At 70.0% G+C, this 17,233-nt stretch carries 15 protein-coding genes and 1 pseudogene; 8 read left to right on the top strand and 8 right to left on the bottom strand.

Going from position 1 to position 17,233, the window contains the following annotated elements:
* Positions 1 to 747: 747 nt before the first annotated feature.
* Positions 748 to 1,986: an MFS transporter gene (locus IZR01_RS22920; RefSeq protein ID WP_194925053.1), complete on the bottom strand. Its 1,239-nt coding sequence runs from the start codon at positions 1,984 to 1,986 to the stop codon at positions 748 to 750.
* 86 nt (positions 1,987 to 2,072) lie between these two features.
* Here IZR01_RS22920 and IZR01_RS22925 point away from each other — a divergent pair, with 86 nt between their 5' ends.
* The 4 genes and pseudogenes from IZR01_RS22925 to IZR01_RS22940 all read left to right on the top strand — a co-directional run bounded on the left by IZR01_RS22925 (position 2,073) and on the right by IZR01_RS22940 (position 6,062).
* Positions 2,073 to 3,056, top strand: coding sequence for a GlxA family transcriptional regulator (locus IZR01_RS22925; RefSeq protein ID WP_194925054.1), 984 nt, complete (start codon positions 2,073 to 2,075; stop codon positions 3,054 to 3,056).
* A 32-nt stretch (positions 3,057 to 3,088) separates the two neighbouring features.
* Positions 3,089 to 3,967, top strand: a pseudogene (locus IZR01_RS22930) (ABC transporter ATP-binding protein); the annotation flags it as partial.
* A gap of 191 nt (positions 3,968 to 4,158) precedes the next feature.
* Positions 4,159 to 5,301, top strand: coding sequence for an ABC transporter permease (locus tag IZR01_RS22935; protein WP_194925056.1), 1,143 nt, complete (start codon positions 4,159 to 4,161; stop codon positions 5,299 to 5,301).
* Between the two features lie 2 nt (positions 5,302 to 5,303).
* A complete protein-coding gene (locus IZR01_RS22940; protein WP_194925057.1) occupies positions 5,304 to 6,062 on the top strand; it encodes an endonuclease/exonuclease/phosphatase family protein in 759 nt (252 codons plus the stop codon).
* A gap of 21 nt (positions 6,063 to 6,083) precedes the next feature.
* On the opposite strand, the gene IZR01_RS22945 is transcribed toward IZR01_RS22940, so the two are convergent.
* The gene (locus IZR01_RS22945; RefSeq protein WP_194925058.1) at positions 6,084 to 6,704 is read right to left on the bottom strand and encodes a gluconokinase; all 621 of its coding nucleotides are present in this window, start codon (positions 6,702 to 6,704) and stop codon (positions 6,084 to 6,086) included.
* Between the two features lie 117 nt (positions 6,705 to 6,821).
* Here IZR01_RS22945 and IZR01_RS22950 point away from each other — a divergent pair, with 117 nt between their 5' ends.
* On the top strand, positions 6,822 to 7,253 hold the full coding sequence (locus IZR01_RS22950; RefSeq protein ID WP_194895607.1) for a nitroreductase/quinone reductase family protein: 432 nt from the start codon (positions 6,822 to 6,824) through the stop codon (positions 7,251 to 7,253).
* Positions 7,254 to 7,297: 44 nt separating this feature from the next.
* Here IZR01_RS22950 and IZR01_RS22955 read toward each other — a convergent pair whose 3' ends face one another.
* Together IZR01_RS22955 and IZR01_RS22960 are read right to left on the bottom strand one after the other, a co-directional pair.
* Positions 7,298 to 7,903, bottom strand: a complete 606-nt coding sequence (locus IZR01_RS22955; RefSeq protein ID WP_194925059.1) for a DUF4291 domain-containing protein — start codon at positions 7,901 to 7,903, stop codon at positions 7,298 to 7,300.
* A 78-nt stretch (positions 7,904 to 7,981) separates the two neighbouring features.
* Positions 7,982 to 8,698: a DUF1707 SHOCT-like domain-containing protein gene (locus IZR01_RS22960; protein WP_194895605.1), complete on the bottom strand. Its 717-nt coding sequence runs from the start codon at positions 8,696 to 8,698 to the stop codon at positions 7,982 to 7,984.
* A 266-nt stretch (positions 8,699 to 8,964) separates the two neighbouring features.
* Here IZR01_RS22960 and IZR01_RS22965 point away from each other — a divergent pair, with 266 nt between their 5' ends.
* A complete protein-coding gene (locus IZR01_RS22965; protein ID WP_194925060.1) occupies positions 8,965 to 11,724 on the top strand; it encodes a PKD domain-containing protein in 2,760 nt (919 codons plus the stop codon).
* Positions 11,725 to 11,867: 143 nt separating this feature from the next.
* Complete coding sequence (locus IZR01_RS22970) at positions 11,868 to 12,341, top strand: hypothetical protein (RefSeq protein ID WP_194895603.1); 474 nt, start codon at positions 11,868 to 11,870, stop codon at positions 12,339 to 12,341.
* A gap of 72 nt (positions 12,342 to 12,413) precedes the next feature.
* Here IZR01_RS22970 and IZR01_RS22975 read toward each other — a convergent pair whose 3' ends face one another.
* The 3 genes from IZR01_RS22975 to IZR01_RS22985 are packed head-to-tail and all read right to left on the bottom strand — an operon-like array spanning position 12,414 to position 15,813.
* Positions 12,414 to 13,445: a CapA family protein gene (locus IZR01_RS22975; protein ID WP_194925061.1), complete on the bottom strand. Its 1,032-nt coding sequence runs from the start codon at positions 13,443 to 13,445 to the stop codon at positions 12,414 to 12,416.
* Positions 13,446 to 13,504: 59 nt separating this feature from the next.
* Positions 13,505 to 14,872, bottom strand: a complete 1,368-nt coding sequence (locus IZR01_RS22980) for an ABC-2 transporter permease family protein (protein WP_194925062.1) — start codon at positions 14,870 to 14,872, stop codon at positions 13,505 to 13,507.
* Complete coding sequence (locus IZR01_RS22985) at positions 14,869 to 15,813, bottom strand: ABC transporter ATP-binding protein (protein ID WP_194925063.1); 945 nt, start codon at positions 15,811 to 15,813, stop codon at positions 14,869 to 14,871. Before IZR01_RS22985 ends, IZR01_RS22980 begins: the two co-directional genes overlap by 4 nt.
* A 141-nt stretch (positions 15,814 to 15,954) precedes the next feature.
* Between IZR01_RS22985 and IZR01_RS22990 the strand changes: the two genes are divergently transcribed.
* The gene (locus tag IZR01_RS22990) at positions 15,955 to 16,215 is read left to right on the top strand and encodes a hypothetical protein (protein ID WP_194925064.1); all 261 of its coding nucleotides are present in this window, start codon (positions 15,955 to 15,957) and stop codon (positions 16,213 to 16,215) included.
* Between the two features lie 61 nt (positions 16,216 to 16,276).
* Here IZR01_RS22990 and IZR01_RS22995 read toward each other — a convergent pair whose 3' ends face one another.
* On the bottom strand, positions 16,277 to 17,227 hold the full coding sequence (locus IZR01_RS22995) for an aldo/keto reductase (RefSeq protein ID WP_194925065.1): 951 nt from the start codon (positions 17,225 to 17,227) through the stop codon (positions 16,277 to 16,279).
* Between the last annotated feature and the right edge of the window lie 6 nt (positions 17,228 to 17,233).

Consider the following 17,233-nt stretch of genomic DNA (forward strand, 5'->3'; position numbering starts at 1 on the left):
TAAACGGGGGAGAAAACCATCTTGGCAGCCATCCGCACCCGCCAACCCACAATGCCCACCTGAGCCACTGCCGCGCTGCCAACACCCTGACCCGCGGCCGCACCCGCCAGCCCGGGATGCCCACCTTCGGGACTGCCGCGCCGCCAACACCCAGACCGGCGGCCGAACTCGCCGAGTCGCCGGTACCGAACCACTGGGTTTTGCCATTCTCCGGCTGGTTTTCGGTTCGTTCCCCTCGGTCGCGTCGGCAGGGCTTCGCCTACAGTGCCGGTGGCCGGGGGTCAAGTTCGCGCTATACGAAACCGCAGCTCACACAGCCAACCGCAAGTGCGCGGACTTTACCCCCGGACACCGGTGCTGTACCCCCCCGGGCTGACGACGCGGCCGTGGGGAACGGACCGCACCACCCCACAAACCGCAGCCGCTGAGACTCACCCAGCCACCCGAGGGACCCGCGCTAGTTTCCCTGAGGTTGCCGAGGCCCGCCGGAGGCCCGGCCCTTCACCACAGCTCTTGACCTTGACCTTCAGCTCTTGATCTTGCTCTTGATCTGGCCTATGACCTTGCTCTGACTTGCTGGAGTTGAAGAGGCCTGAGGTGGGGCGGGGTTGTGAACGCGCGAACTGGCAGCCGACAAACATGACTCGCCGACCCGAACCCCGAACCGGCACAACTATGACCGAAGGCCGTAAAAAGCTTTGAAACCCACAACCAAACAGCAACCCGGCCCGCAAACCCCAGCCCCCACTAACCCGTCCGCCGAGCATTCCGCAACGTCACCACCAGCGTCAGCACCCCAAGCGCCGCGACCACCAGCAGCAGCGTGCTCGGCGACGCGACGTTCTTCAACGCGGACAGCACGTAGGGCGCGGCGAAGCCGAGGTAGGTGAAGGCCTGGAACACCGCGGTCATGCCGGCCAGGTCCTCGGGCGGGGCCAGGCGCTGGACCTCGGCGAGGCCGAAGACGAGCAGGACGCCGTAGCCGAAGCCCATGATGACCGACGCGACCAGGGCCAGGACCGCCTGGCCGGCGCCCAGGGCGGTCAGTGCGGCCACGCCGGCGTCGGCGAGGGTGCCGACGGTGACCAGGCAGAGGCCCAGGGTCAGCAGGCGGGGGCGGCTGAGGTCCCGGCCGGCCGGGGAGGCGGCGATCCGGCGCGCGTAGGGCTGGATCGCGACGCCGGACATCGCGGTCACCATCGCGGCGGTGCCGGCGTAGATCAGGGAGATGCCCTTGACGTGCCCCGCTGTCAGGCCCGGGAGGTAGACCATGGCGATCGTCGCGGCCGCGAACACCCACGGGGCCATCGGCAGCAGCACGCCGACGAAGCGCCGGTCGCCGAAGCCGCGCAGCCGGAGTAGGCCGCCGCCGAGGATGCCGGACTGCCAGCGCTGCACGGTTTCCGGCGTGCGGGCCAACAGCACCAGCGCGGTGGCGGCCAGTATCAGCTGTGGAATATAAGGGGTCTCGTATGCGGCCGGACCCCACTGCGCCAGCGCCCCGGCGATCAGCGGGCCGATGCCGAAGCCGACCGTCATGGCGATCGACGCGCGCCGGGCACCCGCCCCGGCCAACGCGTTCGCGGCTGACAACTCCTTGACCCACGCGCTGCCCGCGCTGAACGCCGCGCCGCTGGCCACGCCCATCAGCACCCGGCCGGTCGAGAGCCAGGCCAGACCGTGTGAGCCGAGCATCAGGACCACGCCGGACAGCATCGACAGCAGCACCGCGAACGTGACGACCGGGCGCCGGCCGACGCGGTCCGACAGCGGCCCGGCGATCAGCAGGCCGGGCACCAGACCGGCCGCGTAGAGCCCGAAGATCGCCTCGGCGGCCGAGGCCGAGACGCCCATCCGCTCCCGGTAGAGCAGCACCATCGGGGCGAACTGGTTCGCGCCCCAGCCGATCGCGGTCAGCGCGAGCGCCGCGCGGGCCCAGGACTGCCTGTGCGGTCGCGTCGGGGGCTGGACCACTGTGTTCGTCACATCTGTAAGGCTCACGTATCCGATGATCTCTTGCCCGCGCCGCACTGCCCAGTGGCAGGAATGACATGTAGCGCTAAAATACTGACATGGGTAAGCACACGGTAGCCGTGGCCGTCACCGAGGGCGCGCCGATCTTCGAGATCTCGATCCCGGTCGAGGTGTTCGGCCGGGTCCGCCCCGGCATGGCCGATCTCGGTTACGAGGTCCAGATCTGCAACCCGGAATCAGGGCCCGTACTCTCCGGCGGCGGCTTCGTCTTTCCCGGCGGCCACACCTACGCCGCGCTGACCGAAGCGGACACCGTGATCCTGCCCGCGATCCGCGACGTCCGCGAACAGCAGTCGGCCGAGCTCATCGCGGCGCTGCGGCAGGCGCATGCGAACGGGGCCCGCGTGGCGTCCCTGTGCACCGGCGCTTTCGCCCTGGCCGCCGCCGGGCTCCTCGACGGCCGCCGCGCCACCACGCACTGGCTCTACGCCGAGGAGTTCCGCAAGCAGTTCCCGGCCGTGCTGCTCGATCCGGCGGTCCTGTACATCGACCACGGCGACGTGCTCACCAGCGCGGGCACCACGGCCGGGATCGACCTGTGCCTGGCCATGGTCGCCGCCGACCACGGCGCGGACGTCGCCAACACGCTGGCCCGGCGCCTCGTCGCGCCCACGCACCGCAGCGGCGGGCAGGCGCAGTACGTCGAGACGCCGGCCCCGCCGGCCGCCGGGCGCGAGAGCCTCGGCCCGCTGCTGGACTGGATGCGGACGCACCTGGCAGAGCCGCTGACCGTCGCGGATCTGGCCCGGCAGGCGAACGTCGCCGAGCGCACCTTGATCCGCCGGTTCCACACCGGGGTCGGCACCACGCCCGGGAAATGGCTCACCGGGCAACGGGTTCTGCACGCGCGCCGTCTGCTGGAGACGACCGACCTGCCGGTGGAGCGGGTCGCCTCCGCGGCCGGGCTCGGCGGGGCGGCGAACCTGCGGCACCATTTCACGGAGGTCGTCGGGGTGGCGCCGAGCGACTATCGGCGTTCGTTCCGCGGGGTCGCCGCCGCGTCGTCGGCCGATGCGGAGTAGCTAGGATCGGGCCAGGCGACACTGGAGGCTTGATGCTGGAGCTAGAGGGGCTGCGCAAACGCTACGGCGACCGCGTCGCGTTGGACGGCGTGACGTTCTCCGTGCGTCCGGGGGAGTTGTACGGCTTCGTCGGGACCAACGGCGCGGGCAAGACCACGACCATGCGGATCACGCTGGGGGTGCTGGAGCCCGACGCCGGGTCTGTGCGGTTCGGCGGCAAGCCGGTGGACACCGCCACCCGGCGGACGTTCGGCTACATGCCCGAGGAACGCGGCCTGTACCCGAAGATGCGCGTCGGCGACCAGTTGCGCTACCTCGCCGAGTTGCACGGCCTGAGCCGCCGCGACGCGGACCAGGCCGCCAAGTACTGGATGGAGCGGCTGTCGGTCGCCGAGCGGGCCGAAGACCGGGTCGAGGCGTTGTCGCTGGGCAACCAGCAGCGGGTGCAACTGGCCGCGGCGCTGGTGCACCACCCGGCGGTGCTGGTGCTCGACGAGCCGTTCTCCGGGCTGGACCCGGTCGGCGTCGACAACCTCGCCGAGGTGCTGCGCGAGCGGGCCGCCGAGGGCGTGCCGGTGGTGTTCTCCAGCCACCAGCTGGAGCTGGTCGAGCGGCTGTGCGACTCGATCGGCATCATCTACCGGGGCCGGATGGTCGCCACCGGGACCGTGGACGGGCTGCGGGCCTCGCGGGCCGAGGTGGCGCTGCGGGTCGGGACGGACGCGGCGCCCGGCTGGGCCGACGCGCTGGCCGGGGTCCAGTCCGCCGAGTACGGGCCGACCACCACGCTGATCCTCACCGCCGACGCCGACGACCAGGCGATTCTGGACGCCGCGCGGGCTTTGGGGCCGGTGCGGGAGTTCACGCCGCTGCGGCCGAGCCTGGCCGAGCTGTTCCGGGAGGCCGTCGCCGACCACGACCACGACCACGATGGCGATGGTGACGGGGATGCTGCCGGCGGCGGTGAAGGCAGTGGTGGTGGCAACGGTGCTGGCAGCGGTTCCGGCGGCGGCGCGGGCAACAGTTCCGGCACCGGCACCGGCACCAGCACCAGCACCGAGCCCCCGGCCGCCGCGAGCACCGACAAGGAAGGGGCCACCGCGTGAACGGGCGCACCGTCCGGCTGGTCATGCGCCGGGAGTTCACCGAGCGCGGCCGTGACCGCGGGTTCGCCATCTCGGTGGCCTTCTCGCTGCTGATCGTGCTGGTGGCCGTGGTGATCTCCGCGCTGGTCTCGAACCGGGACAAGACGCCGTCGTTCACCGTAGGCTTCGCCGGTCCCCGGGCCGCCGTCGAGCAGCAGTTCGCCGACCAGCAGGCCCCGGTCTACAAGATAAAGCTGACCTCCAGCGTGGTCACCGACTCCGCCGGGGCGCAGGCGCTGGTCAAGAGCGGCCAGTTGGACGCGCTGGTCGACGGCGGCCAGATCTACGTGCAGGACTCGGTCGATGCCAAGCTGGCGCCGGTGCTGGCCGGGGCCAACCTGGCCGCGCAGCTGCCGGACGTGGACCAGGTGCAGGGCCAGACCACCGTGAAGCTGGCGCCGAAGGATCCGGACGCCGGGCAGCGCAAGACCGTGGCGTTGGTCGCCGAGATCATGCTGTTCAGCCAGATGATCGCGTACTGCATGTGGGTCGCCACCGGCGTGGTGGAGGAGAAGGCCAGCCGGGTCATCGAGATCCTGCTGTCCAGCACCTCGGCGCGGGCGCTGCTGACCGGGAAGATCATCGGGATCGGGGCGCTGGGGCTGTTGCAGCTGGCCGCCACCGCCGTGGTCGGGATCGGCGCCGGCTCGGCGACCGGGGCGCTGCACATGACCGGGCAGATCTGGCAGACCGTGGGGATCGTCGCGGTCTGGTTCGTCCTGGGCTACATCTTCTACGCCGCCGCCTACGCCGCGGTGGCCGCGCGGGTGTCGCGGCAGGAGGAGATGCAGACCGCGGTGCAGCCGTTGAACCTGGTGCTGATGGTGCCCTACTTCGCGGCGTTCGCGGCGCTGAGCAACCCCGACGCGGTCTGGGTAAGGGTGCTGTCGCTGGTGCCGCCGTTCTCGGTGCTGATCCAGCCGGTGCGGATCGCCGGCGGGGACGCGGCGTGGTGGGAGCCGGTGGTGGCGATCGGGTTGATGGCCGTGCTGACGGTCGGGATCGTCGCGGCCGGCGCGCGGGTGTATGAGAACTCTGTGTTGCGGTTCGGGTCCAAGGTCCCGATGCGGGTCGCCTGGACCGCGGGGAGGAAGGCGTAGCCGTGCCGAAGGTCCGGGTGCTGTCGTTCAATACATTGGTCCGCGGCGAGCCCAGGGTGCGGTTGCGCGCGCTGGCCGAGGTGCTGGCCGATTCCGACTACGACGTGGTCTGCCTGCAGGAGCTGTGGATCCCGCCGAACTTCGGGCTGCTGCGGTCGCTGACCAAGGCCGCGTTCCCCTACGCGGCCCACGGCCCGCGGCTGCCCAGGATCACCGGCGGACTGCTGACGCTGTCCCGCATCCCGCTGGTCGGGCATCGCTATGAGGTGCTGGCCGCGCCCGCGCCGTGGCGCCGGGATCTGGTGATGCGCCGCGGCGTGCTGATGACCCGCTTCAACGACGGCGGGGAGTTCTTCACCGTCACCAACACCCACCTGACGCCCAACCGCCCGGCGGACTGGTCGAAGGCGGCGCCGTTCACGCGGGTGCAGCAGGCGGAACTGGCGCGGCTGGCGAAGGCGGTGCGGCGGATCCAGTCCGGCGAGCCGGTGATCGCGGTCGGGGACTTCAACGTGCCCCGCGACTCCTGGCTCTTCGAGGGCTTCGCCGCCGCCTCCGGGCTGCGCGACGCGTTCGACGGGGACGCCGCGACCACGTTCCGGCCGGTGCCGGGCTGGGACGGCGCGGCCCTGGACCAGGTGCTGGTGACGCCGGGGGTGGCGGCCAAGGCCGAGGTGGTGCTCCAGGACAAGGTGCGGATGGCCGACGGCCGGGAGCGGTATCTGTCGGACCACTATGGCGTGGCTGCGACGATCGGGTGAGGTGGAGCGTTCCGGCGCTCGCTAGTCCCGCCGCCGCTCCATGGTTGACGGCAGAAACGCCCCCAGCCTCTCCCAGGTGATGACTTGGTCGACGGTCTGCTCAGGTGAGCCGGCCGACTTGATCATCAGCACGTCCTCCTCCGGGGCGGGCGGCTCCAGGGTGGAGAGCTGGCTGCCGAGCATGTCCGCGTGGAACATGTGGTCCCGGCGGTCGGTGAGGCGTTGGTGCAGGGTCTTGAGGTCGACGACCAGGTAGACCATGCGGACCTGGGGGCGTCCGGCGCGTAGGCGGTCGCGGTAGGAGCGCTTGAGGGCGGAGCAGGCGATGACGGCGGGGCGGCCGGCCTCGGCTTCCTTGTCGATCCAGCTGCCGATCTCGTCGAGCCAGGGGAGGCGGTCGGCGTCGGTCAGCGGCTCGTGCGCGGCCATCTTGGCGATGTTGCTGCCCGGGTGGAACGCGTCGCCGTCGGCCCAGTCCCAGCCCAGGCGGCCGGCCAGGGCGGCGCCGACGGTGGATTTGCCGCTGCCGGAGACGCCGGTGATGACTACGACGGGCGGGGGCTGCGTCGGCCGGGCCTGCGTCGCACGGGACGGAGTCGTCGGCCGGGGCGTCGGCGGCGTGGCGGGAGTCGGTCGCACCATGGCTCCAGCCTGGCATCGCGCGGCACCCGGTGCCTGTCGGCGCGGCCGGATGGGCTATCCGGGGGAACTCCTCACCTGCGGGGAATAAAAGCCCTTCCGCAGAGAGCTGCCGCCGACATGAGCAACGACGAGATGCGTTCCTGGAACGAGAAGATCATCGAAGAGTTCCGCGCCAACGCGGGCAGCGTCGAGCAGTTCGGCGGCAAGGGCTTGGTGCTGCTGCACCACAAGGGCGCGAAGTCGGGCTCCACGTACGTCAGCCCGCTCGCCGGCTTCGCGCAGGGCGACGACGAGTGGCTGATCGTCGCCTCCAACGCCGGACGGGACACCCACCCGGCGTGGTACTACAACCTCCAGGCGAACCCCGAGACCGAGCTCGAGGTGCCCGGGGACGACGACGTGCAGACCGTGCGGGTCACGGCTCGCGTCGCCGGCGACGATGAGCGCGACGGGCTGTTCGAGGGGATCGTCGCCAAGTCGCCGCAGTTCGGCGAGTACCAGACGGGGACGTCTCGGCGGATTCCCGTAGTGGTGTTGGCACGGGCCTGAGACTTATCACGGCGCGCGGTTGGCGGTTCGGCTGTAGGTACTGACTACATGCCGAGCCGCCGGGCGATCTCCACCGGCAGCTCGTAAGGCCGCTCCTTCGGCAGGTGCTCAGCGGCGCGGTCCTTGCGCCCCTCCTTGATCAGCGCCGCCATCTTCCGCACCGTCGGTGTGATGTCGCGGATCTCGGTGGTCCAGTCGTCGACGTACTCCGCGATGATGTGGCGGCTCAGTCCGACCTGGATCGAGCGCGCGTCCAGGACCGCGCCGGACAGTGTGCGCTCCGGATCCCACTGCACGTTCACCGTCGCGTGTCTGATCTGCCGCTCCCAGTCCGCGCGGTCGGCGTACACCCCGCTCTCGTAACTGGTCAGCACCGCCTGGGACAGCGCCTTCTCCCACCCCGCGCGTGTGATCCGCACCGCCAGTACGCGTTCCTGCCCCGGTTTGCGGGCCCAGCCGCAGCGGCCCATCATCCACAGGAACGACGGCTTGATCCACGTCATCCGGCTCAGCGAGAAGGGCTCGACGAAGCGTTGCGCCCGCACCGCCGCGTCGGCGATCTCGGCGCGGTAGGCCTGGTAGACGACGATCGTGGTGCGGTCGTAGTCGGCGCGTACTTGGTACAGCGGAAGGTTGTTCGTGTTGGCCATGACGGCTCCCCCGTTCTGATCGTGCTTCGGGGGAGTCTGGCGCACGGGACGTCCGGGTGCCCGGGAATTATCGCCGGCTCAGCGGTTCAGGTACCGCTGCTCCCACGACCACGGGTGGTGGTCCTGGTCGCTCGGGCGGTGCACCACGACCTTGCCGAAGCGCGACTTGCCGGTGATGCGGATCAGCGGACCGTCTTCCTCGCCCTCGGTCGCGGTGCCGGTGACCGAGCGCTTGCCGAACAGTGCGCCGCCCTCGTCGACCACGCGGGCGTTCTTCGGGACGGTGATGATGGCCTTGCCACAGAAGGTGTTGACGTCCAGCGTGATCTCGCGGCCGGGCAGGACGGCGTCGGTCAGGTTGACGATCAGGGCGCCGAAGGTCGCGGTGGCCGTGGTGTGCCGGCCGGCGACCCAGCGGCCGGAGCGGATCACCTTGCTGAACGTGGCGGTCAGCTCCTGGCGCTCGACGGCCGAGACCGGGCCGGCCGGGCCGTGGCGCAGGTCGTCCGGGAGGTCGGCGGTGAGCGGGACCAGCTCGGCGCGGGTCTTGGCGCTGTACGCCACGTCGATGCGCTCGGCCAGCTCGGTGCTGGTCAGCCGGCCCTGGGCCAGGGCCTCGGACAGGACGGCGGCCACCTCGTCGCGCTCGGTGTCGGAGGCGCGGACCTGCCCGGCGGCGACCGGAGTGGCAGCCGGATCGACGACCAGATCGGCGACCGGAGCGGCAGCCGGAGCCGAGGCCGTGGCCGGCGCCGTGGCCGGGACGAACTGGTTCTCTTCGGGCGCGGAGGTCATGCGAGCAGTGTAGCGGGAAACCGGGGAGAACGCGATATGTCGCGTTGGGCGGCCAGCTGCCCGGGCTGCCGCCCCGGCCGTGGCCCGCCCCGGGGCGGTATCAACGCCATGCGTTGCCCCAACTGTGGACGAACGACGAATGAAGGCCTTCGCTATCGGCGTGTTCTGTGCCTCGATAGCTCTTGTCCGGACCCTTATTCGCTTAGACAATACCGTCGCCACTTCTATGCGCCACCCCCCACATCGTCCCCGCTTCGGGAGTATCCATGATCAGATGGAAACGTTGGATCACAGGCGCCGCCGTTCTAGCCCTCACAGTGGGCGGCATCACCGGCGTCGCACAGGGAGTGGGAGCCAAGGGGCCGGAATCCGGGCCCGGCTCGTGCACCCTGAACGGCTGGAACCCCTCGACCGACCCGGCGAACGCGAAGAGCCTGCCGGTCGGGCAGCGTCCGCAGACGTACAAGCCGGACGATTTCAACTGTTCCAGTGCGGTGTTCGCGCCGCTGGGGGCGGAGTTCCAGAAGTTCCCGCAGGCGCACGATTTCAATATCAAGAACACCCAGGTCTACGTGCCCTCGGCCAACGGCCAGCCGGCGACGCTGGCGCAGAAGCCGTCCGCGGCGGTGAACCCGCTGGCGCCGTACTTCCCGCCGTTCCAGCACTTCGTCGTGATCTACCGGGAGAACCACACCTTCGACGACTACCTGGGTGACTGCGCCACCACCATCCAGGCCGGCTGCAACGGCCAGGTGGAGAGCACCAACCACATCAGCTCGGTGCCGGACCTGCACAGCCTGGCCAAGAACTACGCACTCGACGACGCCTACAGCACCGGGACGCAGCCGCCGTCGGGCCCGAACCACTGGTGGATGTTCTCGGCCCAGTCGCAGTCCAGCTCGCAGCAGCAGTCCTACCCCTCCAGCGGGACGCAGTTCGACCGCTTCCTGATGAACACCAACGGTCCGACGGACGAGGGCACCAACGCGTGCACCGCGCCGACCGGCACCGGTAGCGGCAGCAGCCCCTACACGTTCGTCATGAACGGCGACTTCTACTGGATGCTCTCCAGCGGCTCCGGCTACTGGAAGAACCCGGCCGACGGCAAGCTGGAGGTCCTGCCGCCGAACCGCCCGGGCACGAACATCCCGGAGGAGTTGCACTACAACGAGTACACCTGCTCCAACCAGAGCCTTCCGGACAGCACCATAGCCAACGACTACATCAACTTCGTCGGCACCAACGGGCTGCCGGCCTACAGCTACGTCGAGCTGTTCAACGACCACCCGGGCACCTACCAGGACATCGCCGGTAACGACACGGCGACGAACAACGTGGTGAACGCGATCGAGAACAACCCGACGTACGCGGGCAACACCCTGATCGTCGTGACCGAGGACGACACCCAGAACGGCAACAACGGCGCCGACCACGTGAGCAACACCTACCGCGTGCCGCTGGTCGTCATCGGCCCGTCCCAGTATGTCAAGCAGCACTACCTGTCGCACGTCGCGTACTCGACCAACAACGTGATCGCGGCGATGGAACGCACGATGGAGAACGTGAAGTCGGGCATCATCGACCCGAACGACAACATCGGGCCGACGACGTTCCCCATGACCACCAACGACCAGGCCGCGCTGGGGGACCCGTTGGAGGACTTCTGGGTCCAGGGAACTACACCGCTATCGGCATCGGCTACAGCGTCGCCCACCACCGGCAACGCCCCGCTGGCGGTGAACTTCACCGGTTCGGCCACCGGCGGCACGGCGCCGTACACGTACAGCTGGAACTTCGGCGACGGCTCGACGAGCACGGCGCAGAGCCCCAGCCACACCTACAGCAGCGCGGGTTCGTACACTGCGACGCTGACGGTGACCGACGCCTCCTCTCCGGCGAAGACGGCGACGTCCCAGGTCGCGGTGAACGTCAGCGCGGTCGGCAATCCGCTGGCGGTGTCGGCGTCGGGCAACCCGACCTCGGGGCAGATCCCGCTGACGGTGAACTTCACGGGGACCGCGACCGGAGGCACGCCGGCGTACAACTACAGCTGGAACTTCGGTGACGGTTCGGCGACCAGCACGGCGCAGAACCCGAGCCACGCCTACTCGACCGTCGGGACCTATACGGCGACGTTGACGGTGACCGACAGCGCCTCCCCGGCGAATACGGCCACCTCGACGGTCAGCGTCACCGCGGATCCGATCGGCAGCGTGCCACCCAGCGCGCCGCAGAACCTGACAGCCTCGGCCGGCACCGGCCAGGTGACCCTGAACTGGCAGGCGCCGTCCAGTACGGGAGGTGAGACCCTCACGAAGTACAGCGTCTACCGCGGCACGTCCAGCGGGACGGAGTCGCTGCTCACCTCGGGGCCGTGCGCCAGCCTGAGCGGCAGCACTTTGACGTGCACGGATACCGGCCTGACCGCCGGGACGGCCTACTACTACCGGGTGACCGCGTCGAACCCGGTGGGCGAGGGCGGCCAGAGCAACGAGGTCAGCGCCACCCCGACCGGCGGCACCAGCGGCTGCACCGCCGGGCAACTGCTGGGCAACCCGGGCTTCGAGAACGGGGCGTCCAGCCCGGCGCCGTGGTCGGTCACCTCGACGCACACACCGCTGTCGGTGATCAACAGCAAGAGCAACGAGCCGCCGCGCAGCGGGACGTACGACGCGTGGCTCGACGGCTGGGGCAAGAGCACGACGGACACGTTGTCGCAGTCGGTGACGCTGCCCGCGGGGTGTACGACGTACAAGTTCAACTACTACATGCACATCGACACCGCGGAGACCACGACGACGGCCAAGTACGACACCTTGCAGCTACAGCTTCTCAGCAGCTCGGGTTCGGTGCTGAAGAACCTGTACACGTACTCGAACCTGAACGCGAACACCGGGTACTCGCTGCACTCGTTCGACCTGTCGGCTTACGCCGGGCAGACCGTGACGCTCAAGTTCACCGGGACCGAGGACTCGGAGTACCAGACGTCGTTCGTCATCGACGACACGGCTTTGAACGTGAGCTGATTCAGCCCTGTGTGGGACCGGCCGGGTGTTCGCACCCGGCCGGTTCTTGTTTGAGGCGTTGGGATTCCGCGGGAGGGGTGGGACGCTGCGGGATATGAGGGTGCTGTCATGCTGGGTGGTGGAGATCCGAGCGGGGAGGTCGCATGGGGAGTGAGTCGGGGGCCGCGGTGATGGCCCGGGCGCTGGGTTACGGGACGTGTATGGGCGCCTTGATCGGCGGACCGCTGGTCACTGCTGTCTTCGCGGCGGTGGTGGGATACCACGCGGGCATCGCCGGGGTCGTGCTCTTCTCGATCACGTGCGTCGTCGGCGGGGTGATCGGCGCGCTGGTCGGACTCGCGTCCGCGATCGTCCCCGGGCTGGTCCTGGCCGCGGCCGGGGGCTTCTTCCGCCGACACCTGCCGGCCGCGCGCGTGGTCGCCGCCATCGCGTGCGGGAGCCCGCTCGCGGCGATAGTGGCGCTGATCGCCGACGATCCCAGCGTCTCCGCCGGCAGCCGTGGGGCCGACCTGGCGGTGGTGTTCGCCATCGGTGCCGCTGTCGCCGTGACGAGCGTGCGCTATGTCGTCACGGGGCGGAAGTGCTTCGTGGCGCGGCGGCTGTTGCGGATGAACTGACGAGTCGGTCGGTCGGTCGGCCAGCCGGTTGGCTGGCTGGTCGGTGCCGGGGCCCGGGGCGGCGCGCTCAGCTCAGCCGAGCGTCAGCAGGCCTTCGGAGTCCAGGACGTCTTTCGGGGAGCCGAGCGGCGCTGACAGCGTGGCGAGGCGGCTCAGGGCGGCGCGGGCGTCGTCGCCGGTGAGCGGCCGTACATCGTTGTCCTCGCCGCGCCGGACGGGATGGACTTGGACGCTTCGCAGGCGGCGGTCCTCGATGCGGCAGTGCAGGACGAGTCCGTCGAGATGGCGGCCGGCCATCACCGGCCAGTCGAAGACGAAGTTGCCGAGGCTGTAGAAGATCGGTCGGCCGCGGTGCAGTTCGACGCCTTGGACGCTGTGCGGGCCGTGGCCCATGACGAGGTCGGCGCCGGCGTCGATCGCGGCTCGGCCGATGGTCCGCTGGTAGTCGCAGACCTCGTCGCCGGCCACGCCCCAGTGGCAGGAGAGCACCAGGACGTCGCAGTCGGCCCGTAGCGCTTCGACGTCGCGGACCATGGCGGCCAATTCGTGGGGATAGGGCTCGGTCAGGACTTTGGGCGCTCGCCCGGGGACCTCGGCCGAGCGCAGGTCCGGCACGTAGGAAGTGGAGGCGCGCAGGGTCGCCACTCCCGGCGTCTGCGGCCCGGCGGCCATCCCGAAGGGCCAGCAGATGGCGGTGTAGGCCAGGAAGCCGTACCGAATTCCGTCGCGCTCGAACACGACCGGGCGGTGCGCCGTGCCGAGGTCCGCACCGGCACCGCAGTGGGCGATCCCGGCGCTGTCGAGGGTGCCGAGGCCGGTCAGCATCGCCTGCGGGGGAAAGGTGACGTTGTTGGCGACGCTGACCGCGTCGATGCCGGCCGCGGCCAGGCCGTCGACCATCTCCGGTTCGGAGTGTCGCCAGTTCGGCTTGTGCGCGATATCAGGGGTCTGCGGATCCTGCCCGGGCCCGCACAGCACGCCTTCGAGGTTGACGAACCGCGCGTCGGCGGCTGCCAACAGGTCTTGCACGTGCTTGAAGGCGGAGGCAGGATCCGTGCGCGCCTGTAAGTTGACGTCCCCGGCGAGCATCAAGATCTGCGACATGCCTCGACGTTATCCCGGAGCGCCCGACTACAGCTTCCCTACACCCGACCGCAGCTGCCCTACAACAGATCCACGTTCCCGTCGAACTGCCACAGCGGGTTCGCGACCACCTTGCCCGGCGTGACGATCAGGAAGTATCCGTTCACTTCCTGCGGTCCGTCGCCGTCGGCGATGTAGCGCCCGTTGGCGGTGACGTCGAGTTGGTAGATGCCCTGGGCGGTGATGTTGTTGCCGGGGACGTTGAAGGTGATGGTGCAGCGCCAATCGTTGCCGGAGCCCTCCTGTTTGCCCAGGCCTTCGCTCTTCAGGCAGGAGGCCGTGGTCGCCAGCTGCGCCTCGGTGACCGAGGAGTGGTACATCTGCGATTGCTGGAGGCGGAAGAGGTGGCTGAAGGCGGTGGCCACCGACTTCTGGACCTTGGCCTGGGTGATGCCGGTGCCGCCGGCGTCGGAGGTGGTGGCGGCCACGACGCCGGCGGTGAGGGCCAGGACGGCGGCCAGCGGGACGACGCCGAGGGCCAGGACGCGGCGGCCGGCGCCGTCGTTGTTGTTGAGGTTGGTGAAGTCCCGGCGCAGGAACAGCAGGTAGGCCAGGACCGTGGCGACGACCGCCCAGACCAGGCTGACCGTGACGCCGATCATCAGAGGCTTGATTTGGGCGGGGTCGGTGAACAGGCCGTTCCAGGAGATGAACGCGTAGCCGGGCAGCGCCAGTCGGACGGCCACCGGCAGCGGCAGCATCTGCGCCAACTGCATGCCCAGCGCGACCAGCATCGGCAGCAGCAGGCCCATCGGGGACCGGCCCAACGCGATCGAGCCGAGCAGCCCGATACCGGCCAGGGCCAGCGTCGGCGCCAGTACGCACAGCCACGCCAGCAGCACCTTGCCGGCCGCGTCGCCGGGGGAGAGCGTGTGGCCGTCCAGGCCGACCAGCGGCAGGTTCTTCTCGGCCAGCAGCCCGCCGAGCGTGCTGGACGCGGCCAGCCCGACGACCAGCAGCAGGATCACGGTGAGGCTGGCCACGGCCTTGGCGAGGAAGATCCGGCGGTGTGAGCGGATGGCGATGATGAGGTGGCGCCAGGTGCCGAGCCGGTCTTCGGAGGCGAAGACGTCACCGGCGACGACCGACGTGAGCAGCGGCAGCGCCCAGGTCCCGGCGAACCCGAGCGCCACCAGCGGTCCGGCCCAGCCGGTGGCGTGCATCCAGCGGCCGAACAGGGTGTCCGAGGGCAGCGTGCTCTGCTTGTCGATCGCGAAGACCAGCACCGCCGGGCCTATCCAGCACAACAGAATCAGCAGGCGTACCCGCCAAGCAGAGAACTGCTTCACCAGCTCGAAGCGGAGGATACGGCCGACCGGAACCGGCCCCGCCGCCGGAGTCTGGGCCTCGGGCGCCGTGGCGTCGGCGTCGGCGATGGTCGCGGTCATCGATCGGTCTCCTGCTCGGTGAGGTCGAGGAACGCGGCTTCCAGGGGCGAGACGACGGGGGCGAATTCGCGCACTGCGATGTCCGCGCGCACGACCCGGGAGACGAGCTGGTCCAGCGCGGCCACCCGCGCCCGCACCACGATCACGTCGGTGTCGGCCAGCGCCGCGGCGTCGGTGCCCGCGACGACGCTGATGCCCGGCGTCTCGGCGGCGATGATGCCGGCGGCGGCCGGATCCGTTGTGCGCAGCCGGTAGTCGAGTTCGCGGGTCTCATCAGAGAGCTTGTTCAGCGGCCCGGAGAACACCACGCGCCCGGTGGACAGGATCGTGACCTCCGAGCACAGCGCTTCCAGGTCGTCCATCCGGTGGCTGGACAGGATGACGGTGACGCCCGCGGCCACCAGCCGGTTGAGCACACCGTGCACCTGCTTCTTGCCGGACGGGTCCAGGCCGTTGGCCGGCTCGTCCAGCACCAGCAGCTTCGGCTTGGTCAGCATCGCGGCGGCCAGGCCGAGGCGCTGCCGCATACCGAGCGAGAAGCCGCGGACCTTGTCGTCGGCGACCTCGGCGAGGCCGACCTCGTGCAGGGCTTCGCCGACGTCGGAGGTGACGGCGTCCCGGGGACGCAGCGCGGCGAGCGTCGCAAGGTTCTGCTTCGCGGTGAGCGTGGGATACAGGCCGGGACCGTCGACGAACCCCGAGACCCCGCCGGGCGCCGGCAGCGCGCGGCCCACTTGGGCGCCGAGGACTTCCAGCGCCCCCTCGTCGGCGACGGCCAACCCCAGTAGCAACCCGAGAAGAGTGGTCTTGCCGGCGCCGTTCGGGCCGACCAGGCCGTGGATCTGACCTCGCGCCACGCTGACGTCGACATGATCGAGCGCGACGACATCACCGAAAACCTTGGTGATGCCGCGGCCTCGTATCGCGACGGTCGTGTCCATTCGCGCCTCCCTCGCCGGCTGAGCCATCGGATTCCGGAGGAACCTACCCCTGGCCGGTGGCGCTCACCCGCGAAACGGCTGAATGTTCGCCGAACGCGGGTGGGATGCGGAACGACGGGCGCGGGACGGCTTGCGGTACGGGTGTTTCGGCCGCAAATAAGGCCCCGGCCTGATGGGATCAGGCCGGGGCTTCTCACCGCCCTGACAAAGCGATCATGCTCGCGGGAGGCGGGCATCCCGCGGGACTATGCGCCCGAAGCCGAAGCCGAAGCCGAAGCCGAAGCCGAAGCCGAAGCCGAAGCCGAAGCCGAAGCCGAAGCCGAAGCCGAAGCCGAAGCCGAAGCCGAAGCCGAAGCCGAAGCCGGAAGCGGCCCCGGCGTCGAAGCTGTAGCCGGAAGCTGAAGCCGAAGCGGCCCCGGCGCCGAAGCTGAAGCGGCGCCGAAGCTGAAGCCGAATCCAGACCCTACGGCTGCGCCGGCGCCGGCACGATCGCGTTGATCTCGGCCAGCTCCTCAGCGGTCGGCTCCCAGTCGCCGGCGGCGGCGTTCGCCCGCACCTGCTCCGGGTTCATCGCGCCGGAGATCACCGAGGTGCAGCCGGGCTGGGCGGCCAGCGCCGCGATGCCGACGTCCAGGATGCTGCGGCCGTGCTTGTCGGCCCACTCGATCAGCGCCTCGACCTTGTCCAGGCGGTCCTCGGTGGCCCAGTGCGGGCGGCCGGCCAGCCGGGCGTTCTCCGGGATGTCGGCGCCGCGCCGGACCTTGCCGGTGAGCAGGCCGTTGGCCAGCGGGAAGTACGGCAGCACGCCCAGGCCGAAGCGCTCGGCGGCCGGCACCACCTCGGTCTCGGCGTCGCGGACCAGCAGCGACCAGTGGTTCTGGGCCGAGATGAACGGGGTGGCGTTCAATTGCTCGGCGACGTAGTGCGCCTCGGCGATCTGCCAGCCGGCGAAGTTGGAGTTGCCCAGGTAGCGGACCTTGCCCTCGCCGACCAGGTCGTCCAGCGCCGCCAGGGTCTCGGCGATCGGCGTCGCCGGGTCCGGGGTGTGCAGCTGGTACAGGTCGATGTAGTCGGTCCGCAGCCGCTTGAGCGAGGCCTCCACCGCCCGCCGGATGTAGGACCGGCCGCCCTTGGCGCCGGCCGCCGGCGGGTATCCCATGTCAAAGCTCTGATGTCCGAACTTGGTGGCCAGGACCACCTGGTCCCGGCGGCCGGCCAGGACCTCGCCGAGGAAGCTCTCGGACTGGGACCGGCCGTACATGTCGGCGGTGTCCAGCAAGGTGATGCCGGCGTCGATCGCGGCGTCCACGACGCGCCGGGTGCCGGCCACGTCCAGTCGGCTGCCGAAGTTGTTGCAGCCCAGGCCGACGACGGAGACGAGCAGGCCGGAATTACCGAGGTGACGATAGCGCATACCACG

Origin of the sequence: Catenulispora pinisilvae (genome assembly GCF_015356865.1) — a bacterium.
GTDB lineage: Bacteria > Actinomycetota > Actinomycetes > Streptomycetales > Catenulisporaceae > Catenulispora > Catenulispora pinisilvae.